At 59.3% G+C, this 20,490-nt stretch carries 18 protein-coding genes; 11 read left to right on the forward strand and 7 right to left on the reverse strand.

Going from position 1 to position 20,490, the window contains the following annotated elements; translation table 11 throughout:
* Window positions 1-163 precede the first annotated feature (163 nt).
* On the reverse strand, window positions 164-805 hold the full coding sequence (locus C7T36_RS07365) for a hypothetical protein (RefSeq protein ID WP_033231599.1): 642 nt from the start codon (window positions 803-805) through the stop codon (window positions 164-166).
* Window positions 806-983: 178 nt separating this feature from the next.
* On the opposite strand from C7T36_RS07365, the gene C7T36_RS07370 reads away from it, so the two are divergent.
* The 4 genes from C7T36_RS07370 (at window position 984) to C7T36_RS07385 (ending at window position 6,555) form a co-directional block, all read left to right on the forward strand.
* Window positions 984-2,264, forward strand: coding sequence for an amidohydrolase family protein (locus C7T36_RS07370; protein WP_045064413.1), 1,281 nt, complete (start codon window positions 984-986; stop codon window positions 2,262-2,264).
* A 100-nt stretch (window positions 2,265-2,364) separates the two neighbouring features.
* Complete coding sequence (locus C7T36_RS07375) at window positions 2,365-3,102, forward strand: hypothetical protein (protein WP_239654612.1); 738 nt, start codon at window positions 2,365-2,367, stop codon at window positions 3,100-3,102.
* Window positions 3,103-3,105: 3 nt separating this feature from the next.
* Window positions 3,106-5,091: a YhgE/Pip domain-containing protein gene (locus C7T36_RS07380; RefSeq protein WP_045064417.1), complete on the forward strand. Its 1,986-nt coding sequence runs from the start codon at window positions 3,106-3,108 to the stop codon at window positions 5,089-5,091.
* 84 nt (window positions 5,092-5,175) lie between these two features.
* Entirely contained in the window at window positions 5,176-6,555 is a 1,380-nt protein-coding gene (locus C7T36_RS07385; protein ID WP_033231603.1) for a glutamate decarboxylase, read from the forward strand.
* A 64-nt stretch (window positions 6,556-6,619) separates the two neighbouring features.
* Here C7T36_RS07385 and C7T36_RS07390 read toward each other — a convergent pair whose 3' ends face one another.
* Window positions 6,620-7,618 carry a DoxX family protein gene (locus C7T36_RS07390; protein ID WP_045064418.1) on the reverse strand — a complete coding sequence of 333 codons (999 nt, stop codon included), beginning with the start codon at window positions 7,616-7,618 and terminating at the stop codon, window positions 6,620-6,622.
* Window positions 7,619-8,060: 442 nt separating this feature from the next.
* Here C7T36_RS07390 and C7T36_RS07395 point away from each other — a divergent pair, with 442 nt between their 5' ends.
* The 4 genes from C7T36_RS07395 to C7T36_RS07410 all read left to right on the forward strand — a co-directional run bounded on the left by C7T36_RS07395 (window position 8,061) and on the right by C7T36_RS07410 (window position 11,604).
* Window positions 8,061-8,552 (forward strand): hypothetical protein, encoded by a 492-nt coding sequence (locus C7T36_RS07395; RefSeq protein WP_045064420.1) that lies wholly within the window; start codon window positions 8,061-8,063, stop codon window positions 8,550-8,552.
* A 221-nt stretch (window positions 8,553-8,773) separates the two neighbouring features.
* Window positions 8,774-9,133 (forward strand): STAS domain-containing protein, encoded by a 360-nt coding sequence (locus C7T36_RS30070; RefSeq protein ID WP_033231605.1) that lies wholly within the window; start codon window positions 8,774-8,776, stop codon window positions 9,131-9,133.
* Window positions 9,130-10,620, forward strand: a complete 1,491-nt coding sequence (locus C7T36_RS07405; protein WP_045064424.1) for a trehalose-6-phosphate synthase — start codon at window positions 9,130-9,132, stop codon at window positions 10,618-10,620. Before C7T36_RS30070 ends, C7T36_RS07405 begins: the two co-directional genes overlap by 4 nt.
* An 87-nt stretch (window positions 10,621-10,707) precedes the next feature.
* A complete protein-coding gene (locus C7T36_RS07410) occupies window positions 10,708-11,604 on the forward strand; it encodes a glucose 1-dehydrogenase (protein ID WP_045064425.1) in 897 nt (298 codons plus the stop codon).
* Window positions 11,605-12,111: 507 nt separating this feature from the next.
* On the opposite strand, the gene C7T36_RS07415 is transcribed toward C7T36_RS07410, so the two are convergent.
* Window positions 12,112-13,110, reverse strand: a complete 999-nt coding sequence (locus tag C7T36_RS07415) for a GlxA family transcriptional regulator (RefSeq protein WP_045064426.1) — start codon at window positions 13,108-13,110, stop codon at window positions 12,112-12,114.
* A 145-nt stretch (window positions 13,111-13,255) separates the two neighbouring features.
* Here C7T36_RS07415 and C7T36_RS07420 point away from each other — a divergent pair, with 145 nt between their 5' ends.
* The gene (locus C7T36_RS07420; protein ID WP_045064427.1) at window positions 13,256-13,891 is read left to right on the forward strand and encodes a cysteine hydrolase family protein; all 636 of its coding nucleotides are present in this window, start codon (window positions 13,256-13,258) and stop codon (window positions 13,889-13,891) included.
* Window positions 13,892-14,038: 147 nt separating this feature from the next.
* On the opposite strand, the gene C7T36_RS07425 is transcribed toward C7T36_RS07420, so the two are convergent.
* On the reverse strand, window positions 14,039-15,259 hold the full coding sequence (locus tag C7T36_RS07425; RefSeq protein WP_146153434.1) for a DUF6461 domain-containing protein: 1,221 nt from the start codon (window positions 15,257-15,259) through the stop codon (window positions 14,039-14,041).
* Between the two features lie 96 nt (window positions 15,260-15,355).
* Here C7T36_RS07425 and C7T36_RS07430 point away from each other — a divergent pair, with 96 nt between their 5' ends.
* On the forward strand, window positions 15,356-15,859 hold the full coding sequence (locus C7T36_RS07430; RefSeq protein WP_045064432.1) for a hypothetical protein: 504 nt from the start codon (window positions 15,356-15,358) through the stop codon (window positions 15,857-15,859).
* A 124-nt stretch (window positions 15,860-15,983) separates the two neighbouring features.
* On the opposite strand, the gene C7T36_RS07435 is transcribed toward C7T36_RS07430, so the two are convergent.
* The 3 genes from C7T36_RS07435 to C7T36_RS07455 form a co-directional block, all read right to left on the reverse strand.
* On the reverse strand, window positions 15,984-16,874 hold the full coding sequence (locus tag C7T36_RS07435) for a M23 family metallopeptidase (protein ID WP_202026118.1): 891 nt from the start codon (window positions 16,872-16,874) through the stop codon (window positions 15,984-15,986).
* 1,460 nt (window positions 16,875-18,334) lie between these two features.
* Entirely contained in the window at window positions 18,335-18,766 is a 432-nt protein-coding gene (locus C7T36_RS07445) for a MerR family transcriptional regulator (protein ID WP_372472308.1), read from the reverse strand.
* A 928-nt stretch (window positions 18,767-19,694) separates the two neighbouring features.
* Window positions 19,695-19,889, reverse strand: a complete 195-nt coding sequence (locus C7T36_RS07455; protein ID WP_033231811.1) for a CsbD family protein — start codon at window positions 19,887-19,889, stop codon at window positions 19,695-19,697.
* Between the two features lie 364 nt (window positions 19,890-20,253).
* Here C7T36_RS07455 and C7T36_RS07460 point away from each other — a divergent pair, with 364 nt between their 5' ends.
* Window positions 20,254-20,460 carry a hypothetical protein gene (locus C7T36_RS07460; protein ID WP_045064436.1) on the forward strand — a complete coding sequence of 69 codons (207 nt, stop codon included), beginning with the start codon at window positions 20,254-20,256 and terminating at the stop codon, window positions 20,458-20,460.
* Window positions 20,461-20,490: the final 30 nt, after the last annotated feature.

Below are 20,490 nucleotides of genomic sequence, written 5' to 3' on the forward strand. Positions count from 1 at the left end.
GGTACCCGAATTATCGGTGGTTATATGCGCTTGCAAGATATGGGCAGCGCACATAACCGCCGGTATTCGCGCGATCATATCGCGCGATAAACATTGCTCGATCGTGTTTCACGATTCCTCACGTACGCACCGCTGTTTCCTCACGATGATGAAACTGGTGCACTCAGACCGCTTCTGCCATTGCCGACACTGGCCGGGTGCTTTTTCCCAGGAATACCGCGGAGGCGAACAGGAAGAACAACGCACCGACGAAGGTGCCGATATTGGCCATATTGGGATCAAGTGTATTTCCGTCACGGAGTATGAACGATCCGACGGCAGATACGCCGAAAGCAATGGATCCGAATGTGTTGAGCCAGACGCTTTGCCATTCCGTCGATCGCGGCGCCCAGTACGTCTTCGCGCGCCACAGGATAAGCACAGCAAGACCGCTCGAAACGAGGAATGCGATAGAGCCCTCCGCGTTGGGATTCCAGACGAGGTGCATTTCTCCTTGCACGTTGAGGTCGTGCAGAGCTGAACCGGTACTGATGTTGAACAGTATCGTGCCGAGAAGCTGCACTGCTGCCGATAACCACACGGCACGGATTGCAGGCTTACCGGAGTCGGAAGTAGTGGCCGATCCACTGAGTATCAACTGGATAAACGCGGCGCCGGTGAAAAACCAGGACCCGGCGAAAAAGAAAACGTTCGCGAGGGCGGCACCGAAGAGCGACGAAAGGAAGGGTGCCGAACCGAGCGCGAAGAGAGTCGATCCGATCACGAAGCCCCAGGACTGCATCCGTAATGTCGGGTGAATCAGCATGCGCCGCAGTGTAGTTCAACTCCGACATATTATCTCGAGGATCCGAGATTTTGCGCATACCCCCCGTCTACGACGGCATCTCCGGATCGGTTCGCCAGGTCTGATCGTTACCGAATCAATAGGGTGATTTTTCGTTATTTGCCCTCAATGTCCGAATTTCACTGTTAGCGTGCGAGTTATGACAGCCCCTTCAAAAGCTGGACATCGTTTACTGTTCCGCAATGTTCGTATCTTCGACGGCGTCGCTGCGACAGTAGTTTCGGGTGACGTGCTGATTGACGGAGAGACGATTGCGGGAGTCTCGCAATCCCCGATCGGAGACGACCCGAGCCGAGAGACCACCGTCATCGACGGTGGAAATCGAGTCTTGATGCCGGGTATGAGCGACGCTCACGTGCATCTGGTCGGCAACGCCAATTCATACATGGATATGGTGATGGGCAGCGAAGCGCATATCGCGCTCAATGGCCTCGCCGAGGCAAAGAACATGCTCCACCGCGGGTTCACCACGGTCCGGGACATGGCCGGCGACACCAGCAGCATCAAATCGGTGATCGACCGGGGACTGTTCGAGGGGCCTCGAATCTATCCCTCCCAGGCCGCTATTTCGCAGACCAGCGGGCACGGCGACTTCGGATTCGTCTACGAATGCCCCACCGCTTTGGGCGGAAAGCAAAGTCGGGCCGAAGAAATCGGCTTCATGCGCGTCGCAGACGGTCCGGAGCGGGTATTGGCCGCAGTTCGCGAACAACTCAAAAAGGGTGCCTCACAAATCAAGATGATGGTCGGCGGCGGCGCAGCGTCGATGTACGACCCTCTCTACACAGTCCAGTTCACCGATCCCGAACTTCGTGCAGCGGTGAATGCCGCCACCGACTACGGAACCTACGTCGCTACCCATGTCTACAACGTCACCGGCATTCGCCGCGCGATCGATGCCGGCGTGAAGTCCATCGAACACGGCCATCTCGCCGACGAGGCGACGATCGCTCTGATGGCCGAGAAGGACATTTGGCTTTCGATGCAGCCCTTCGCCTTGGGCGACCATCACTACCCCGACCCTAGCCGTGCAGAAAAGGACCGCGAGATCTGCACCGGTACCGATGACGTCTACAGTTGGGCCCGCAAACACGGCGTCAAAACAGCCTGGGGCACAGATCTTTTGCTCGAACCGCAGATCGCGCCCCGGCAGAGCGAGATGGCCGCCCGACTCGGCGACCATTACAGCAATGTCGACGCCCTTCGGATGCTCACCTCCGGAAATGCCGAACTCTTCCGGCTCGCCGGCGAGCGGGATCCCTACAGGCAGGCACCACTCGGAGTGATCACCGAGGGCGCGTGGGCGGATGTCCTACTCGTCGACGGAAATCCACTCGAGGACCTCAACCTGCTCGCAGATCCAGGCAAGAGCCTAAGGGTCATCGTCAAGAACGGCCAGGTAGTGAAAGACACTTTGTGACATCTCTCGTCGATGCGTGATCCTCCACGAGAAGAACCCACCGGGGACCTCTCGCGTAGCTCCGCGCCGCCGTGCCGCACCAAGGTCGGGAGGCCTCAAATTGGTTGAAACCAGTTCAGAGAGTTGGCAATTACCCGCCGAAGCAGCGGCGGGGACATTGGTCTCCGCTCGGGGCATCGAGTTACACGGACCGTGGGGCCACGTGTTCGGTCCACTCGATATGGATATCGACGCAGGCGGTGTGACGGTGCTGGCTGCGCAGGCCGGCGCCGCGCGAACCGCCTTGCTGATGACACTGTGCGGACGAATGCGATTGTCCGCGGGGACATTAGCCGTACTCGGCTACGACAATCCGACAAGAATCTTGGCCATCTCGGCGATCGCATGTCTGAACGAACTCGACGACGTCCGACCGTCGGTGACCGTACGTGACATGGTGACCGAACAACTCCGATGGGATTCGCCGTGGTACAAATTCGTTCCCCGCGCGAGCGAGGTGGAAGTCTCGAACATGTGCGCAGAGACGTTCGGTGACATCGAATTACCCCCGCTCAATGCCTTCGTCGACGACCTTCCCGAAATCCAACAATTGTTGTTGCGGATCGCCGTCGCGAACACCAAACGCCCGCCATTGCTCGTTGTCGGGCGCATCGACAAAATCGCCGACGACCTCGAGAGAGCCGCCTTGCTGCAACGGCTTGTTGCACTCGGCGAGCACCAGTCGGTGATCACTGCAGATGTCAACGCCCTCCCGCCTGATACCGGCGTCCACGCCGTGGTGAACATGCACGGATTGCTCGGAGCCGGCGATATCGGCGTTATGACCGAAGGAAGGTGACTGATGCTCGCAGGTATATCTCTGGGCAGTGATGTCAAACGCTATTCCCGCGGCACCCTGCCACGAATCGCGATCGTCACCATCATCTTGTTGCCGCTGCTGTACGGCGCGATGTACTTGTGGGCCTTCTGGAACCCCTTCGGCGAGGTGAACAAAATCCCCGCAGCGATTGTCAACAACGACTCGGGACGAACATCGACAGGACAACAAGTCGACGCCGGCGATCAAGTCGTCAAATCGCTCATCGCCTCCGGACAACTTGATTTGGCGGAGGTCTCGGATCAAGAAGCCCAAGCCGGGCTCTCCAGCGGCAAGTACTATTTCACGATCACATTGCCCGAGAACTTCAGCGACGCTGTCGAATCACCCAACGGCGACAACCCCGAGAAGGCCGATCTCACCTTCACCTTCAACGACGCCAATAATTATCTGGCCACCATCATCGGTCAAGACGCCTCCGAACAGGTCATCAACCAGGTCAACTCGACCATCGGCGCCCAAGGCGTCGGCCAGGTCCTGACAGGTCTGCAGACCGCCGGTTCGGGCCTGGGCCAGGCTGCCGACGGAGCAAAGACCCTCGCGACCGGTATCGACACAGCCAAGGCCGGAGCGGATCAACTCAGCTCCGGTGCCGACGAGCTCTCCACGAACATGGTTACCGCACGCGATGGGTCTGCGCAGCTCGCAGCAGGCGCCGGGCAACTCGCCACGGCGATCGACGGTGTCGCGGATCCATTGCTCAACGCCCTCGACTCCAGCAACGTGCCCGACCTCGGAGCCCAAGCGGCACAGCTGAGGCAGTCCCTCACTGCTCTCGGCGATCGCCTCCCCCAGCCGCCACAAGTGACCATCTCCCCCGTGCTGCAGCGAGTTGTCGACCTTCTCGGGCCCAGCACCGACCCTCTCGCCCAACAGGCCGTTGCAGCACTCACCCCACTCACCGCAGCACAACCCCAAAGTGACACTGCCGCACTACAAGCGGAAATCAGTCGGCTCAGCGAAGACGCACGCGCACTCGAATACCAGTTGACGGATCCAACCAGTCCCCTGCAATCCGGACTCGCACTCCTGCAAAACGGTGGACTGGCTTCAGACGTGCGGCAACTACGCAACGGCGCCGACCAGCTCAGTTCCGGAGCCACGACTTTGAACTCCGGACTGATCCAATTGACCGATGGCAGTTTCGCGCTCGCGAGCGGAGCCGATCAGCTCGCTTCGGGAATGGTGGAACTGCAATCGGGCTCGGATGAACTGGCCGACGCACTCGCAAAGGGCGCCGGGCAGGTACCGAGTTGGACTGACGATCAACGCACAGCTACCGCGGACACCCTGTCCACTCCAGTCGCACTCAAGCAGGACTACACGAACGAGGCGCCAACGTTCGGTACGGGATTCGCACCCTTCTTCCTGTCGTTGGCCCTGTTCGTCGGCTGCATTATCACCTGGATGTTGTTGACCCCGTTACAATCCCGCGCAACCATCAGCAATCTTGGCCTGTATCGAACAGTTCTGGCCTCGTACTGGCCGGCACTGCTCATCGGTATCCTCCAAGTGATCACCATGTACGCAGTGGTACACATCGGAGTGGGCCTGGACGTCAAACACGTTCCCGGAACGATCCTGTTCCTGATGCTGGTCTCGGCGACCTATCTGGCGATGATTCAGATGTTCAATGCTCTCTTCGGAGTTGCAGTCGGCCGAGTGGTGACCTTGGCCTTCCTGATGCTGCAGTTGGTCTCCGCCGGCGGAATCTATCCGGTACCGACGACAGCTACGCCATTTCAATACATCCATCCGTTCGACCCGATGACGTATACCGTCAACGGACTCCGGCAACTCATCACCGCCGAACACGTCGATTCGCGACTCTGGACAGCAATCGCCGTCCTTTCCGGCATTCTGCTCGTATCGATGACGATCAGCGCACTCTCGGTACGCCGCAACCGCCGCTACACGATGGAACGTCTGTACCCGTCGATCGAAGTGTAGAGCGCTGCGGCGCTACAACTTCCGACTCGATTCTGGACTGTCCGACTGATCCGCAATCGCTCGTTCGACTATTGGAGGAGAAAGATGTCAGATATTTTTGCAGCTCCCACCGAAACCCTCGCACCTGCGTACACCGGCAGGCTCGGCACGGATCCGATTCCCGCGCTACGACTACCCAAAGCCGAATCCGATCCCGAAGCGGCATACCGGTTCATCCACGACGAGTTGATGCTCGACGGTAGTTCACGACTGAATCTCGCCACTTTTGTCACCACGTGGATGGACCCTCAGGCTGATCGTCTGATGGCCGAAACGTTCGACAAGAACATGATCGACAAGGACGAATATCCAGCAACAGCGGAAATCGAAACTCGTTGCGTCAACATGGTTGCCGACCTCTTTCACGCAGAAGGACTGACATCCGACCCTGCCTCCGCGACCGGGGTCTCCACAGTCGGATCCTCCGAAGCCGTCATGCTCGGTGGACTCGCCCTCAAGTGGCGCTGGCGGCAACGCCGCGAGCAGGAAGGCAAAGACGCTACGAAACCGAATCTCATCCTCGGTAGCAACGTCCAGGTTGTATGGGAAAAGTTCTGCCGCTACTTCGACGTCGAACCGAAATACCTGCCAATGGCCAAGGGCCGCTACGTGATCACCCCCGAACAGGTCCGCGACGCTGTCGACGAGAACACCATCGGTGTGGTCGCGATTCTCGGCACCACGTTTACCGGCGAACTCGAACCCGTTGCCGAGATCGCCGCAGCACTCGACGACATCGCGGCCAACGGCGGCCCAGACGTACCGCTGCATGTCGACGCGGCAAGTGGCGGCTTCGTGGTCCCGTTCCTGCACCCGGAACTGAAGTGGGACTTCAAGATTCCACGTGTTGTATCGATCAACGTCAGCGGCCACAAGTACGGCATGACCTATCCGGGCATCGGGTTCGTGGTCTGGCGCTCAAAGGAATATCTACCCGAAGATCTGGTATTCCGCGTCAACTACCTTGGCGGAGACATGCCGACCTTCACCCTGAACTTCTCCCGATCAGGTAATCAGGTCGTCGGGCAGTACTACAACTTCATCCGCCTCGGAGTAGCTGGTTACACCCAGATCATGGAATCTCTACGCGATACCGCACTGATGCTGTCCGCGGCGATCTCGAAAATAGACAACATGCACATCATCACCGACGGCACCGCCATCCCGGTCTTGTCCTTCGAAGTCGTCGACGACCCGGGCTTCACCGTCTTCGACATCTCCCACGAACTGCGAGCACGCGGCTTCCAAGTTCCCGCGTACACGATGCCCGCAGATGCCGAAGATGTCGCCGTCCTGCGCATCGTGTTACGCGAAGGCTTCAGTCAAGACCTCGCATACAAACTGGTAACCGCGATCAACGAAGTCGTCCAGCAACTCAGGAACAGCGCCGCCGACCGACCTGCGAGGAAGGCATTCGCACACTGACCGCCACATGCACCCTGAATAGGTCAGGCCGGCCGAAGGTGGCCTGACCTATTCTTCAACATATTCAGTGTGCCAATTCGTCCTTCTTGGCGCGAACCTTTTCGAGTGCTGCCTCCGCACGTTTACGTGCGCGCTTTCCCTGCACCTCGGTTTGTTCGGATACAACCTCGGCCCAGTCGTTGCTCTTCGCGCGTGCAAGTTCTGCGATCTCGGCACTGTGTTTGCGCGTCAAGTCTGCCAGTTCAGCCCGACGCTCGCGCGCGGTCTCGGCGAGTTCGGTGCCACGCTCCAAAGCCGAATCGGCGAGTTCGGAGCCTCGCTCGCGCGCCATCTCTGCCAGTTCGGAGCCACGCTTCTGCGCGACCTCCAAGAGATCCGGCCCGCGCTCCTTTGTAGCTTCGCCAAGTTCCGCTGCTCGTTTGCTTGCGATCTCCGCAATCCCCGAACCCCGTTCCTTGGCCAGTTCGATCCAATCCGTACCGTGCGCTTTGGCAGTGTCGCCGAGTTCGGAGCCACGCTCCGATGCCACAGCCATTGCATGTTCGACACGAGAACCAGCGTTATGGCCCTGTGCCGCGACCAGCGGAAGTGCAGCGACAACCGATGCCCGCGCCTTTTTTGCGGCGCGACGTCCGCGCCACCCCAGAGATGGTTTTCCTTCGGTGTCGACGGATGCGATTATCAACCCACCGAGCAAGCTGACATTCTTGAGAAACTGCGTACGCTGCATCGCGCGCACCGAGGGATCGGTCTCGTTCCAAAAATCGTGACCGACGAGCGTGGTGGGCACCAGGCTGCCAGCGAGGGCTATCGACGCAAGGCGGGGCGCTTTGCCGCTGGCCAGCAACACACCACCCCCGATCTGGATTGCAGAGTTGATCTTGACGAGCGTTTCCGGATCAGCAGGGATCTTCTGCTTGACCGCTTCGGGCAACGTCCCGACACATTTGTCGATCAATGGCGCCGCTTGAACTGCTCGCTGGGCAGGATCACGCAGCGCATCGATTCCTCCTGCGATGAAAAACGTAGAGAGCAACGGACGAGCGATTCTGCGTACCAACATGTTTCAAGCCTCCCGATATAGATTCGTAATTCACCACAGCGATCAACGAAAGAATTCGATCCGACTACGTACTCGCCAGGCTCTCCTCGTCGACCGCTCGGTTCGTCGCGCACAGTAAATCTAACCGCCACAATACAGATTTTGTGCGAAGAAGTTGGGCAGTCGAGCCATCACTGGGCGTTCCAGTGGACATTTTCCGCTCAGTTCGGCGTTTCGAGGCCAGTTCAGATGGTTATTTACGATCGCAGTATTGCCAATTATCTATGCTTGCTGGTATAGATTTTGGTAGTTGACAGACAGACAGAAAGACGACGCGTGCGGGTGGCGGGAAGCTGGAGGACACAACCGCGAAAAAATCGGCACCCACTTCACGAAGGAGCCGTACGCCTCGGATGGCGATAGAGCACGAAAACCTTTGTCTATCAATGAAAGCGAGTCCCACATGCCCGACGAACTCATCGTCCGGCGCGTCATCGGCGCACCCACCTCGTCTATATTCGCCGCGCTGGCGAACCCCGAGGTACAGGCAACGATCGATGGCTCCGACATGCTCAGAGGAGCAATCGATCCGAAGCCGCTGAACGGTGTCGGCGACACGTTCACGATGCAGATGTATCAGCCGGCACTCGGTGAGTACGTCATGGAGAACACCGTATTCGTATACCGAGTCAACGAAGAGATCGGCTGGATTCCGAACCGCCAAGGCATGGAGCCTCGCGGCACGCGTTGGTCGTGGCGGCTGGACGTCGTATCGGAAGGCAGTACCGGCCTCACCCAGGTATACGACTGGTCCGGCGTCAAGGACGCGGAGTTCCGCCAAGCGGCGCAATTCCCAAGGGTCACGGAGGAGCAGATTGCCGCAACGATGAACCGTCTAGCCGACCATCTCGGCGTTCCCGTCGAAGAATGGCAAGAGAAGAGTGAACAGAACTGAATCGTCGATGCCACCGCAGGGGTGAAATGCACACGAATGCGGTGACACACTCTCACCTCGGGGGCAGCATGACAACCACAGACAATTCATCCGGACACGATGGCGGGCGCGACACCGCAAGCCGAGCCTCGGACGATCGAGCTGATGCTACGCATCGCCCAGAGCTGACAAGCCTTGCCGGTGCGCTTGGAAATTCACATGACCCGGCATACCCCTCTGACGTGTTGTTTGCCAGTTTGTCCGAGATCAACGGGGTCACCGCCCTCTGCGTTCGCGGCGAAATCGACGCAACGTCCCTGGCTTCGTTAGGCGCTCACCTGCAAGACATCAGCGATGAAGGACGCCCCTTTGTCATCGACTGCACCAACTGCCACTTTCGCAGCACTGCTGAACTGTCCATCCTGAGCGCTCTGGCAGCGCGCGTGAACAGACTCGGCATCACCTGGGCGCTCGCAACCGATCACAGGACCATACGGTTACTCGAACTGATGGAATTCGATACCAGGATCGATGTCTTCAGCTCCCTATCGGAAGCTGGAGCTTTCGTATCCGCTTCCGCAACGGAAAGAACTTCCTCATGAACAACATTCGCCAAAATGGCGAGGGCCACGCGGACTTCGTCGTGGTCGCCAACCGCCTACCTGTCGATTTGGAACGCCGTCCCGACGGCACCACATCATGGAGACGAAGTCCTGGCGGTTTGGTGACGGCTTTGGAACCGATTTTGCGAGCAAAAAGTGGTGCGTGGGTGGGCTGGCCCGGAGTGCCGGACGAACACGTCGAGCACTTCACGGAAGACGGCTTGGCGCTGTACCCAGTCTCGTTGTCGTCGCAGGAGGTTGCGGAATACTACGAAGGTTTCTCGAATGACACCCTTTGGCCTCTGTATCACGACGTGTTGGTACCGCCTACCTACGATCGAAACTGGTGGGGTTCGTACTCTGCAGTCAACCGCAGATTTGCCGAGGAAGCTGCACGATGCGCCGCTCCCGGAGCGACGGTCTGGATACAGGATTATCAGCTGCAACTCGTACCGAAGATACTGCGCGAATTGCGCCCCGATCTCGAGATCGGGTTCTTCCTGCACATCCCCTTTCCACCAGTCGAACTGTTCATGCAGCTGCCGTGGCGCCGAGAAATTATCGAAGGCATGCTCGGTGCCGACCTCATCGGTTTTCATCTACCCGGCGGCGCCAACAACTTCCTTTTTCTCGCACACCGACTTCTCGAATTGGAGACCACCCGAACGGAAGTAGGGAGCGTTCTGGGACAGGTCCACACAGACGATCGAATCGTCAATATAGGCGCCTTCCCCATCTCCGTGGATTCACACGAACTCGAAGCCGCAGCCAAGGAAGACACGATTGTTGCTCGCGCCATCGAGCTCCGGCGGGAACTCGGAAACCCCGACAAAATCCTTCTCGGCGTGGACCGGCTGGACTACACCAAAGGCATCGACCTTCGACTCGAAGCGATCAAAGAACTACTCGACGAAGGACGTCTCGATGCCGAGCACACGGTCATGGTGCAACTGGCCACCCCCAGTCGCGAACGCGTGCAGCACTACATCGATCTCCGCGGTGTCATCGAGGAACACGTGGGGCATATCAACGGTGACCATGCTCAGATCGGTCACCCGATCGTGCACTATCTGTATCAACCGGTCTCACGAGACGAGCTGATCGCACTGTTCGTGGCTGCCGACGTCATGCTTGTCACGCCGAAACGCGACGGAATGAACTTGGTTGCCAAGGAGTACGTAGCCTGCCGCGGCGACCTTGGCGGTGCACTCGTTTTGAGTGAGTTCACCGGCGCTGCAATGGAATTGCGACAATCCTACTTGGTAAACCCTCATGATCTCGACGGTGTGAAGAATATGATCATGACGGCGCTCCACCAAGATGCAGAATCAGGACGACGCCGCATGTCCGCCCTGCACCGTCAAGTCATGTCCCACGACGTCCACAGGTGGGCCCACTCATTTCTCACTACGCTCACAGATTCTGCGGCCAACGGCACCGTCCGCGATCTCACCGACACCGAACACGACCTCGCCGTCAATGCATGACGGGCGAACGACCATCCGACGACATCGACGAAAGGCAGGGCTCTCGATCCAGAGCCTGATTAACCGGAAAGCACGCGGAGGTTCAACATGCCTGACCAGTACGCAATGCAGGATCCCACCACTCAATATCCCGCGCCGATACGCGACCGGCAACCGGAGATAACGCACCCCGGCCTCACGGCTGAGGTGGTCACTACCCCCGACCACGGCGAACACACCTACCGCGGTACCGGACGTCTCGAGGGGCGCCGCGCGATCATTACGGGATCAGATTCCGGAATCGGGCGAGCAGTAGCGATCGCCTTCGCTCGTGAAGGTGCAGATGTGGTGCTGAGTTATCTCGACGAGGAAGAAGCAGATGCGCGGGAAACAGCCCACTGGGTCGAGCGGGCGGGCCGGAAAGCGGTGGGAGTCCCAGGCGATCTCCGATCCGAAGAGCACTGCGCTGCACTTGTGGAGACTGCCGTCCGCGAACTCGGCGGCCTCGATATCCTGGTGAACAATGCGGCCTTTCAGATGGTGCAGCTCGGCGGGATCGCCGACATCACCACCGAACAATTCGATCGCGTGATGAAAACGAACCTCTACGCACTCTTCTGGCTTTGCAAAAATGCGATTGCCGTGATGAAGCCAGGATCAACGATCGTCAATACATCATCCATCCAAGGCGCCGCTCCCTCGCCTGAGCTCCTTGACTACGCCACCACCAAAGCCGGCATCATCGACTTCACGAAAGGACTAGCCGGCGACGTCGCCAAGAAAGGGATCAGAGTCAATGCCGTTGCTCCAGGGCCGATCTGGACCCCGTTGATTCCGGCGACGATGCCCAAGGAGAAGTTCGAGACATTCGGGGACGACGTACCGCTCGGGCGAGCCGGCCAGCCGGCCGAACTCGCACCGGCCTACGTGTTCCTCGCGTCCGGCGAATCCAGCTACACCACAGGTGAAGTCATCGGAGTTACCGGCGGTAAGCCACTTACCTGACGACCGCCGTCGTTCGCACTCACCTGCCCCCTCTAGTCCCCGCAACGATTCGGTTGCTTGTCGTGATTCGCTGTACGGCGCAGTTCGGCGGCCGATTCCTCGCGATCGGTGTGGCTGATCGACCGACCTATCCAGAGCCCCACTAATGCTCCCAGGACGATCCAAACTGCGACAATTCCGACAATCCACCACATAGCTGGAAGTGTGCCACAACCAACCCGAGTTGAAGACCTTGGTCCCGCATATAGGCCGAAAGCGTTCAGACATTCGAGCGAGCGGACTGCAGGGAACGTAGGCCAGTGCGCAACTCAGATGGTCCGCCGACCTCAGGTGTGAACATCTCGTCGGCGGACCAAACCGTAACCGCCCCACCGTGCCTGAACGTAAACGCAGAGTGGTCTAGTTCACATCCGAGCGATGTGCCGACAGCGCCTACCAGGAACTGAAACTGTTTTACCGGCGCAGTTCCAGCCTGTCCGTGACGGCTGTCGTAATTGACCGCGACAGTTACTCATTTCGCCTAGCCGACGTTGAGACTGCGTCGACACGACCATTGCCAGAGTGGTCGGCGAACTGCTTCCGGTACGAGGAAGGAGTGGTTGCGAACGCGGATACGAAGTTCTGCCGGAAGGTGACAGCGCTCCCGAACCCACACGCGCCTGCAATGGCATCGATACTCCAGTCTGTCGTCTCCAGGAGAACTCGAGCCTCACCCAGTCGTTGTTCTTGAACCCACCGTGCCGGCGTAGTCCCTGTGGCAAGACGAAACTGACGGATGAAGTTTCGCCGACTCATCCGCGCCTGACCCGCGAGGCGGTCGACGGATAGCGGCTCACCAAGCCGACCGAGCGCCCATTCCAGCACGTCTGCAACAGCTGTGTCGCCAGCGGATTCCGCAAGTGGTCGCTCGATGTACTGAGCCTGGCCACCCTCTCGATGCGGTGCAACAACAAGGTTTCGCGCCACGCGGGTGGCCGCTGCGGATCCGAGGTGTTTCCGCACAAGATGCAGGCATGCATCGACCGAGGACACCGTCCCAGCGGACGTCATCACGTCGCCATGATCGATGTAAAGCACCGATTCGTCCAAGCGGATGCTGGGGTGGCGTTCGGCAAGCGTGGGCATCATGTCCCAGTGCGTGACAGCCGAGCGACCGTCGAGGAGTCCGGCGTCAGCGAGAGCAAAAGCGCCGAGGCACAGCCCTACGATCGGCTTGCCGCGGGAGTGCGCTCGGGAAAGTTCGGCTCGCAAGAGCTTGCTGATCGGCGAAAGTGGTAGCGGCCATGAGGGAATGATCACGATGTCAGCCCAGTCGAGCGTCCGCGGTCCCGCTACCTCTCCGATCGAGTAGCCTTCGGCAGTGCGAACCGCGCCCGCTCGGTCGGACCAAAGCCGAGTTTCCCAGCCAGGTGCAAGTCCGAGACGACCCACCTCACCGAACACCATCAGCGGTGCAGCAAGGTGAAACATCGTGACATCGTCAAACGCGTACACCGCGATTCGCATGGATCTCCCAACGTTGGCGCAAAATCATCGAAAGTATGCACCCGTGCCACTCACGGTGCATACGAACCTACCGAAGAATGGAAGACGAACACCACGGATAACCGATCCGGAACTGAAATCGACCCGCCTTCAGGAGTGATGAACCGTGCCTACACCCCGCCGTGCCCTTATTGTCGTCGACGTCCAGCAGGAGTACTTCGACGGGCCTCTGCAGATCCAGTACCCGCCGCGTGAAGAATCGCTGGCCAACATCCTCAGCGCGGTCAAGGTTGCCGGTGCCAACGACGTTCCCGTCGTCGTCGTTCAGCACCAGATGCCCGAAGGCGCCCCGGTCTTTGTCGAAGGGACACCCGGATGGTCACTTCACCCGGAACTCGAGGGGCAGATCGACCCGGCGACCAAGCGAGTGCACAAGCAGTACGCGAGCGTATTCGCCGGCACCGATGTAGCGGAATGGCTGCGCGCGAAAGACATCGACACCATCACGATCGTCGGTTACATGACCAACAACTGCGACCTCGGCACCGCCGTGGAGGCTGAGGCTCTCGGGTTCTCCGCAGAGATTCTTTCCGACGCCAGCGGATCGATCCATCTGGCAAACGAGGCGGGGCAGGTGTCGGCCCAGTCACTGCACGAGACACTCATGGTTCTTTTGCAATCGAACTTCGCAGCGGTCACGACGACAACCGAGTGGGCCGACGCCGTACATTCCGGGACGAGTCTACCCAAGAGCAACCTGGTGGTCTCGGCCATCCAAGGGCGCGAGTCCGCGACAAGCTGATATCCCAATAACACAGGGCGACAATCGGATCGGTTTTCCGATTCCGCACCGGTGCCGACCGAAACCAGGTCGGCACCGGTTCAGTTGTTGATTGCTCGCCAGACACGGTATACGTCCCTCGCCCTCCATGCTCCCCAACATATGCTGTCACGGACCGGTGAAAAAGCCGTCGCCCATGTCGATCCCGGTTTCCAGCTCCGATATCTCATGGGTGCACGTTTTATTTTTCCACCGCAACGGAATTCCGGTTTCCTCGTCGAACGCAACAGTGGAATCAAGACCGGCCCAGTCCGGCGGCATCTCGAACTCCCACGCGCGCCGCCCATTGACCTCTACTGCCCGGCCGGCCGTATCCGGCGGAAGAAGGTCGGCGAATCGAGCGTCCGGCCAAGTCCTGTGTATCTGGAGAAGTTGCGTGATGTGAATATCGAGACCGTAACCACCGCTTCGTACTTCGAGCACACCGTCGGTGCGGAACCATGTTTGCTTCTGCCGGTTCTGCAGAAAGAGCACTCCTTCGTCGTCAGCCAGACGGATACAGGTGCGAGGTTTGAACCAGAATTCGAGTTCCGCGCTGGGGCGACCGCCAGGAGGCCGCTCCTTGAACATCATTCCGTGCAGCGGAATCCGCTCCGCAGCCTTGTAGCGTCGCGCTACCTCGCGCCACTGCGAGGGTGGGTTCTGTATCGGGGCAGCGGGACGATCCACCTGGAGGGTCCGCCCCTCGCCGGGTACAACTGCGACCGTAAATGGTCCTGCCTCAAACAATTCGGCGGTTACAGCCACACCGGTGATCCGCTCGGCCAAAGCAAAAGCGCCTTCCATGGCATGCTCGCCCGGTTCGTTGAGCGCATCGTCGTCGATTCCGATTCCACCGACTTCCCAGATCAGATCCACGACTCGCTCGTCCCCGATCACCGGGCCGGATCCAAACAGTTCGAACGCGGCCACACGTTCGCAGTTCGACCACCAGATGAACTGACTGTCGGCATTGACGCTGAGAGAGTGCGCTACCACCTCGCGATCGGGTAGCAGCGGCCGCATCAGCGCTTCGGTGACAGCGAAGGACCCGCCGTTGAGCTGGATCAACAACGTGTCATCGCCGTCTATCGCTGCAACCGCGATCACATGCAGACTGCCGAGTCCGCTTGCGACGGCCTGATCCGCGAGGTCTAGCTCCACCTCGCCGACCTCGGCAACGCCAACTGCCTCCAAGTGCACGTCCGAGTCCGAGTGCGAACTCGCGGCACCAAGAAGACTCAATACCTCTGCCGGAGAGCGACCGGGGATGACAGCAGCGCAGTATCCGAAGGCGAATCGCTTGTCCAGGTACGGCTGAAGCCATAAATAGTCGTGATAAGTAGGCACAGTCACACGCTGCCACAACGCCCGTCAAACGACGTACGGTTTCGGCAACGTCACCAACCCGGGGCAGGCCTGAAGGGAGAAGGAATAATCCCCCGCATGAATTGGAATTACAGGCCCACAGAAACCGGGTGGTTCGTCAAAGTTGCCGAAGAAGACTCGACAATAACGATATTCGACCCCGCGGGGATCCTGCGTGGCGAGTTGTTTCCGACCCCTGTCGACGGGATCGATCGCGACACGCTGACGCCCCGCAAAGGCCATCCTGCTGTACTCCGCTTGCCCGACGGCACGATCGGCACATTCCTCGATCAGAAGCCAAAGGCGATGCGCCGGAGAAACAAACGATGTGAAGTCGCGATCGCAGACCGGACGTATCTCTTCGCACACACATCAGGCCGAAAGGCAACGGCGCTGCGTGACGGAATCCCTTTGGCGCGCATGGAACGTGGACGCTGGTCCCGCAGAAACACCGTCACCCGAAAATCGCTCGCGGTAGTGGATGCTCTCGACGAGTGCGTACTGACGATTTTCGAAAAAGTCGTGACACCCGGGCGCACGGGTGCATTTGATCAAGTGATCTCCGATTTCAGCAATATCTGAACTACGTTTCGCCGCCGAGCACGACAGCAGCCGGGCCGTAATGTACGGCCCGGCTGCAGCACTCACGCGCATCGACTGGAACTCTGAATTCGCCTCGCTGCTGAACCAGATGGACGCGATGAACTTACAGGTTGATTACGTCACCAACGAAGATCTGGTCAGGATCAACGATCTGGGGGTTCATGTCCCAGACCGCCTGCCAGGTGAGGCCTCGCTCTGCACCGATCTCGAACAAAGTATCGCCGGCTGCAACAACCACCGATTCGCCCGATACGGGAGCCTCTACCTCCGGAATGCTTTCTACCGGTGCTGGTTCGGATACCTCAGACTCGACAACCGGAGCCGGATCCGCGGCGGGCACGGGTTCCGGTGCAGGCGCGAGTTCCGGTGCAGGCGCGGCCGCGAGTTCCGGTGCAGGCGCGGCCGCGAGTTCCGGTTCCGGTTCTGGTGCGGGTGCAGGCGCAAGTTCAGGTTCGGGTGCAGGTGCAGGCGCACTGCTCAGACCGGTGTCACACGCGCCGACCGAACTCAGGAAGGACATGGGATCGACGGCCCCGCCACTGTGAATGCGGAGATGCAAGTGTGGACCGGTGGAGCTACCGGTGTTGCCCGTTGCGCCGATCTGGTCGCCGACCGCAACGCGCTGTCCGACACCGACCCACGTTTCGGAGAGGTGACCCATCTGGATCTGCTCGCCCGAATCTGCTTCCAACTGGATGTACGTGCCGTATCCACCCGGATCGTTCGGTCCGGCAACAGAGATCGTGCCCGACGTAGGCGCATGGAGCACCGTGCCGACGTTAACGGCAAAGTCGACGCCGTCGTGCCCGCCGTGGTAGCCCTGCGAGAGTGAGCCATTTACCGGCCACTCCCAGTTACAGCTCGCCGACCAGCTTTGTGCACCGGCCATACCGGAATTCACTACTGCCCCGGCGCCCACGAGAGAGCCCACTCCTGCAGTTACGGCGATGAAACGAATTGTGGTGGAGGTCTTGCGTTTGTTGTGCTTACTCATATTTTCCTTGACTGATGTGGTCGGAGCAGGTGCATGCAGGCGGCACTCAGTGCGTGCTGAGCCGCGTGGCTTTCAGCACCAACCCCGTTGGGAAGACTTTGGAGACGCACCGTGGCGAGAGTGCACTTAGGACTCTCATGACCACGGCCACGTGGATATCAAGCGAACGTCCAACTGTTGCGCCGTGAAACCGCGCGGGAGGACGGTGGGTCCGAGACACTCGCTATCTGCTGGCGACAGCCCTGACCGAACTTGGATCCAGAGCGAAACGGCGTTGGACCCGATCCTGCGTCGGGGGCTTCGAAGCCACCTCACCAAACCGATAGCTCTTCGAAGACTGCTCAACGGCGGGCGGGTGTCTACCCAGGTTGTCGGGATTCAGGGGGTGAAACATGCAGATCCTTGCGTTGCGGACGGAAGCACTCCATACGATGCCGCTTCCAGAAGCTGCGTGCGACGGCTGAATTACCCAGGCGCATACCTGACTTGGTGATTTCGACCCGACCGGTCGATATCGCGACTCAACGATCGCTCACGACCTCGAACTGAGCACGATTTCTAGGCAAATCCGTGCGATCGGAATACGCAATGCCGGGAGGCCTTTACCACTGCTCCAGCTCACCGTGATACCAATCCGATAACGAAAGCTCCATCAGCTGGGCTCGTTCATAACAGAATCCAAATCTGATGCGTGCCAATTCAATTCGGATGACACCGGGCAGCGACGCCGCGACATAGATGCTACTCGCGGCGAGCAACGCGTTCTGCTCCAAAGACTGCACCCTCGGAAGGCTCGGCGAGTGCCCCGAGTTCGGAAGTCAAGCGAAGACGCCGATTAAAACCCGCTGTTTGGTTTCGTTGCTGATTCAGCGAGGCAAGGGGGTACCTACCCGTACCGGTTGAATTACCTGTTTCGGTACCCGTTTTCAGCTGCGTCGATGCGCGTCACACTGCTGCGTGAGAACCAGAGCGGACAATCGGGTTTTTCTCGAATAATGCCGTCAACTGCACTTATCTCTTTCGACTGGGATGCCGACGCGACGGTTCACGAGCGGTCTCCCCCTAAATGTCGTCTGCTACGCGGCGAACGCTGGACCATGCCCGCGATCGCTTACTCCTGCCCGCATCTGTCGATTCCCAGAACTTCACGCCACCAGGACTCGCGTTCGTCGGATTCCGTCCAAACAACTGGATCCATGTCACTCCTATTATTCAACCCACCTTCCCCACTGTTACCCATCCCACAATTCCTGAAACCCTGCACCAACGTGACGGAATGCGTGGATGAACGTCAGAGGACGGGGACGAAGGACGAATCGACGGCAGCGCAACGCTCCCGACCTCGACACAAAAGCTGTAGCAGAGTGGGCGTGAACACATCCACGTGAGCGACAGGCAACGACGGCACGGCCAGATCTGGGACATCGCCGCGAGCTGACCGGCGGCAGTCCGGCGCGGTGTTATTCGGGCGCGGTGCCGGCGTCGTTCTCGGTGTGGCGGGCTTGCTGGAGTTCGGCATTGATACGACGCGCTTCGGCAAGTTGATCTTCGAGGATGATGATGCGGCACGCCGAGTCCAGAGCCGTGCCATTGGCGACAAGCTCGTGAGCGCGCGCAGCGATCCGGAGTTGGTAGCGAGAGTAACGGCGATGCCCTCCCTCGGACCGTTGCGGAGCGAGGAGCTTAGCGGCGTCGAGACTGCGTAGGAAAGCTTGCCTGACACCGAGGATATCTGCGGCCTGGCCCATGCTGTAGGCCGGATAGTCCTCGTCGTCGAACTTGTCGGACAGCGCACTGTCAGGGAGGTCAGCCGGAATGAGTGGCCTCTTTCTGTTAACGGACGGGACCCCCGGCGCCGTAGAGGCCGCCGGGGGTCGGGGTTGAACTTCCATTACACAACTGCACTCTTTCGAGCTCCCGGACCCAAACATGCTGTCCGGTAGCCGCTCTCAAGGGGCTGCCGAGGTCGTACACACTGACAACACAACCAACGGCCTCGACGCGACCCTGCCCTGCGGTACCGCTTGCGGGTAGTTCATTTCTCCCGCACTTCTTGGTTCTTTCTTCCTTACAAGAGAAAACTTACAACGACTTGAACCAAATGTCTACCCTCGTCGCTACAGAAATTTTCCAGTGGCGTCTGGAACAATGCTCCTATGCGAAATACCCCGAAATCCGACTCCTTGCTCCGCGCCCAGTTGGACCGGGAGGAGTTCGAAGCGTCTCAGGAGGGTCTCGACCGCGACGTATCGAGGTCGGATGAGGACTTCACGGGGCCAGGATCGCGAAGTCGCGGTACTACGGTGCGTACCGCACGGGCGGATCTGTCGACGCATGCGCGCGGGGTGGAGAACATGAACGAGGCCTTGCACCCACGACAGGATTGATGTCCGGTATCGCTTTACAGCAGGGGTGTTGGCCACCGGCGATCACTACCGCCCATGGATCTCGAACATCACCCTTTTCCATCGGCGCGAACCGCCGCGACCAACCCCGTAACAATGAGTGCCAGCAAGAGAACGACGAGCAGCACTGGCCTGAGGAGGAGCGCAAGGACAAGCAGGACGATGAGAGTGACTTTCGTTTTTGCGCTCAGTCCGCGCCGCAACGGATGTGTATCTCTCCGTTGCACATGTCGCGTTTGTCGCGAGACCGCACCGCTGAACGAGGAGGTGCGTCTCGTGTTGCACTGGTAGCGATTCGGCTGCTCGTATTCTGCTGTCCACTCATGCTTTTCGCCCACTCACAGGTATTCGCACCATTCGCCTCACCTTCGCACCACTGATGTACCCCGGTAGCAAACTTCGAAAGAGGGGTGGGTCAATGTTTGAAGGCGTCCCTGAACTTTCGTCCCGCCTGTTTGAGCTTGTCGCCGGTCTGTTTTGCCTGGCCTTTGGCCTGTTCAGACCTTCCCTCGGCCTCCATCTTTTCGTTTCCCAAGCTCTTGCCGACGGTCTTCTTGATGACCCCCTCGGCGGTTTCTGCCTTGTGCCTGATTCTCTTCACGATGCTCATGGCGGTTCCTTCTTCTCGATGATCGTCGGTCGAACGGGTTTCGCCAGGCGCCTCCGCCGGAACGTACATGAAGACGATGATCATGTTGGCCTCCCGGCCAGAGAGTAATGCCCAGTCAACGCGGCATTCCGTTGCGCGTCAACACCGTAGATCGAAGCAATGAACCGAGAACGGTGGGCCATAGGTGAGAAGCTCGCGACACGAGCGAATGACGACGGCCCGACCACTCGAAGGTGCGCGCTTACATACGCGATTGGGTTGACTTCGCGGCGAGATCGCGTCCAATCCAGTTGGCTGACAAAAGAACCTGCGGCGACAGTGCGTCCAGGTCCGGAAAAGCGGAGACTGGAGACAGGAGGTCATCATGCGTGTGCTCCGTGGTTTGTTCGACGCGCTGCTAGGGATCGTCATGGCTGTGCTCGGCACAGTGCTCGGAATCCTTGCGACCGTGGTGTGGCTTGTCGGTGCCGTACTGTGCGTGACGGTGATTCTGATTCCTCTGGGGATCCCCGTCATCAGGCTCGGTCGCCGACTCTTCACTCTTGCGAGGCAGCTGATACACCTTCCGTAGGCTTGCCCACACGATTTCCACAAATTGTGT

The sequence above is a fragment of the Rhodococcus sp. AD45-ID genome (assembly GCF_003023755.1).
GTDB classification, from domain to species: domain Bacteria; phylum Actinomycetota; class Actinomycetes; order Mycobacteriales; family Mycobacteriaceae; genus Rhodococcus_F; species Rhodococcus_F globerula.

Bases quoted from the DNA above. Each gene is read 5' to 3' on its own strand.
- C7T36_RS07365 (WP_033231599.1), bottom strand. From the start codon at position 805: ATGCTGATTCACCCGACATTACGGATGCAGTCCTGGGGCTTCGTGATC.
- C7T36_RS07370 (WP_045064413.1), top strand. From the start codon at position 984: ATGACAGCCCCTTCAAAAGCTGGACATCGTTTACTGTTCCGCAATGTT.
- C7T36_RS07380 (WP_045064417.1), top strand. From the start codon at position 3,106: ATGCTCGCAGGTATATCTCTGGGCAGTGATGTCAAACGCTATTCCCGC.
- C7T36_RS07385 (WP_033231603.1), top strand. From the start codon at position 5,176: ATGTCAGATATTTTTGCAGCTCCCACCGAAACCCTCGCACCTGCGTAC.
- C7T36_RS07390 (WP_045064418.1), bottom strand. From the start codon at position 7,618: ATGTTGGTACGCAGAATCGCTCGTCCGTTGCTCTCTACGTTTTTCATC.
- C7T36_RS07395 (WP_045064420.1), top strand. From the start codon at position 8,061: ATGCCCGACGAACTCATCGTCCGGCGCGTCATCGGCGCACCCACCTCG.
- C7T36_RS07405 (WP_045064424.1), top strand. From the start codon at position 9,130: ATGAACAACATTCGCCAAAATGGCGAGGGCCACGCGGACTTCGTCGTG.
- C7T36_RS07410 (WP_045064425.1), top strand. From the start codon at position 10,708: ATGCCTGACCAGTACGCAATGCAGGATCCCACCACTCAATATCCCGCG.
- C7T36_RS07415 (WP_045064426.1), bottom strand. From the start codon at position 13,110: ATGCGAATCGCGGTGTACGCGTTTGACGATGTCACGATGTTTCACCTT.
- C7T36_RS07430 (WP_045064432.1), top strand. From the start codon at position 15,356: ATGAATTGGAATTACAGGCCCACAGAAACCGGGTGGTTCGTCAAAGTT.
- C7T36_RS07435 (WP_202026118.1), bottom strand. From the start codon at position 16,874: ATGAGTAAGCACAACAAACGCAAGACCTCCACCACAATTCGTTTCATC.
- C7T36_RS07445 (WP_372472308.1), bottom strand. From the start codon at position 18,766: ATGGAAGTTCAACCCCGACCCCCGGCGGCCTCTACGGCGCCGGGGGTC.
- C7T36_RS07455 (WP_033231811.1), bottom strand. From the start codon at position 19,889: ATGAGCATCGTGAAGAGAATCAGGCACAAGGCAGAAACCGCCGAGGGG.
- C7T36_RS07460 (WP_045064436.1), top strand. From the start codon at position 20,254: ATGCGTGTGCTCCGTGGTTTGTTCGACGCGCTGCTAGGGATCGTCATG.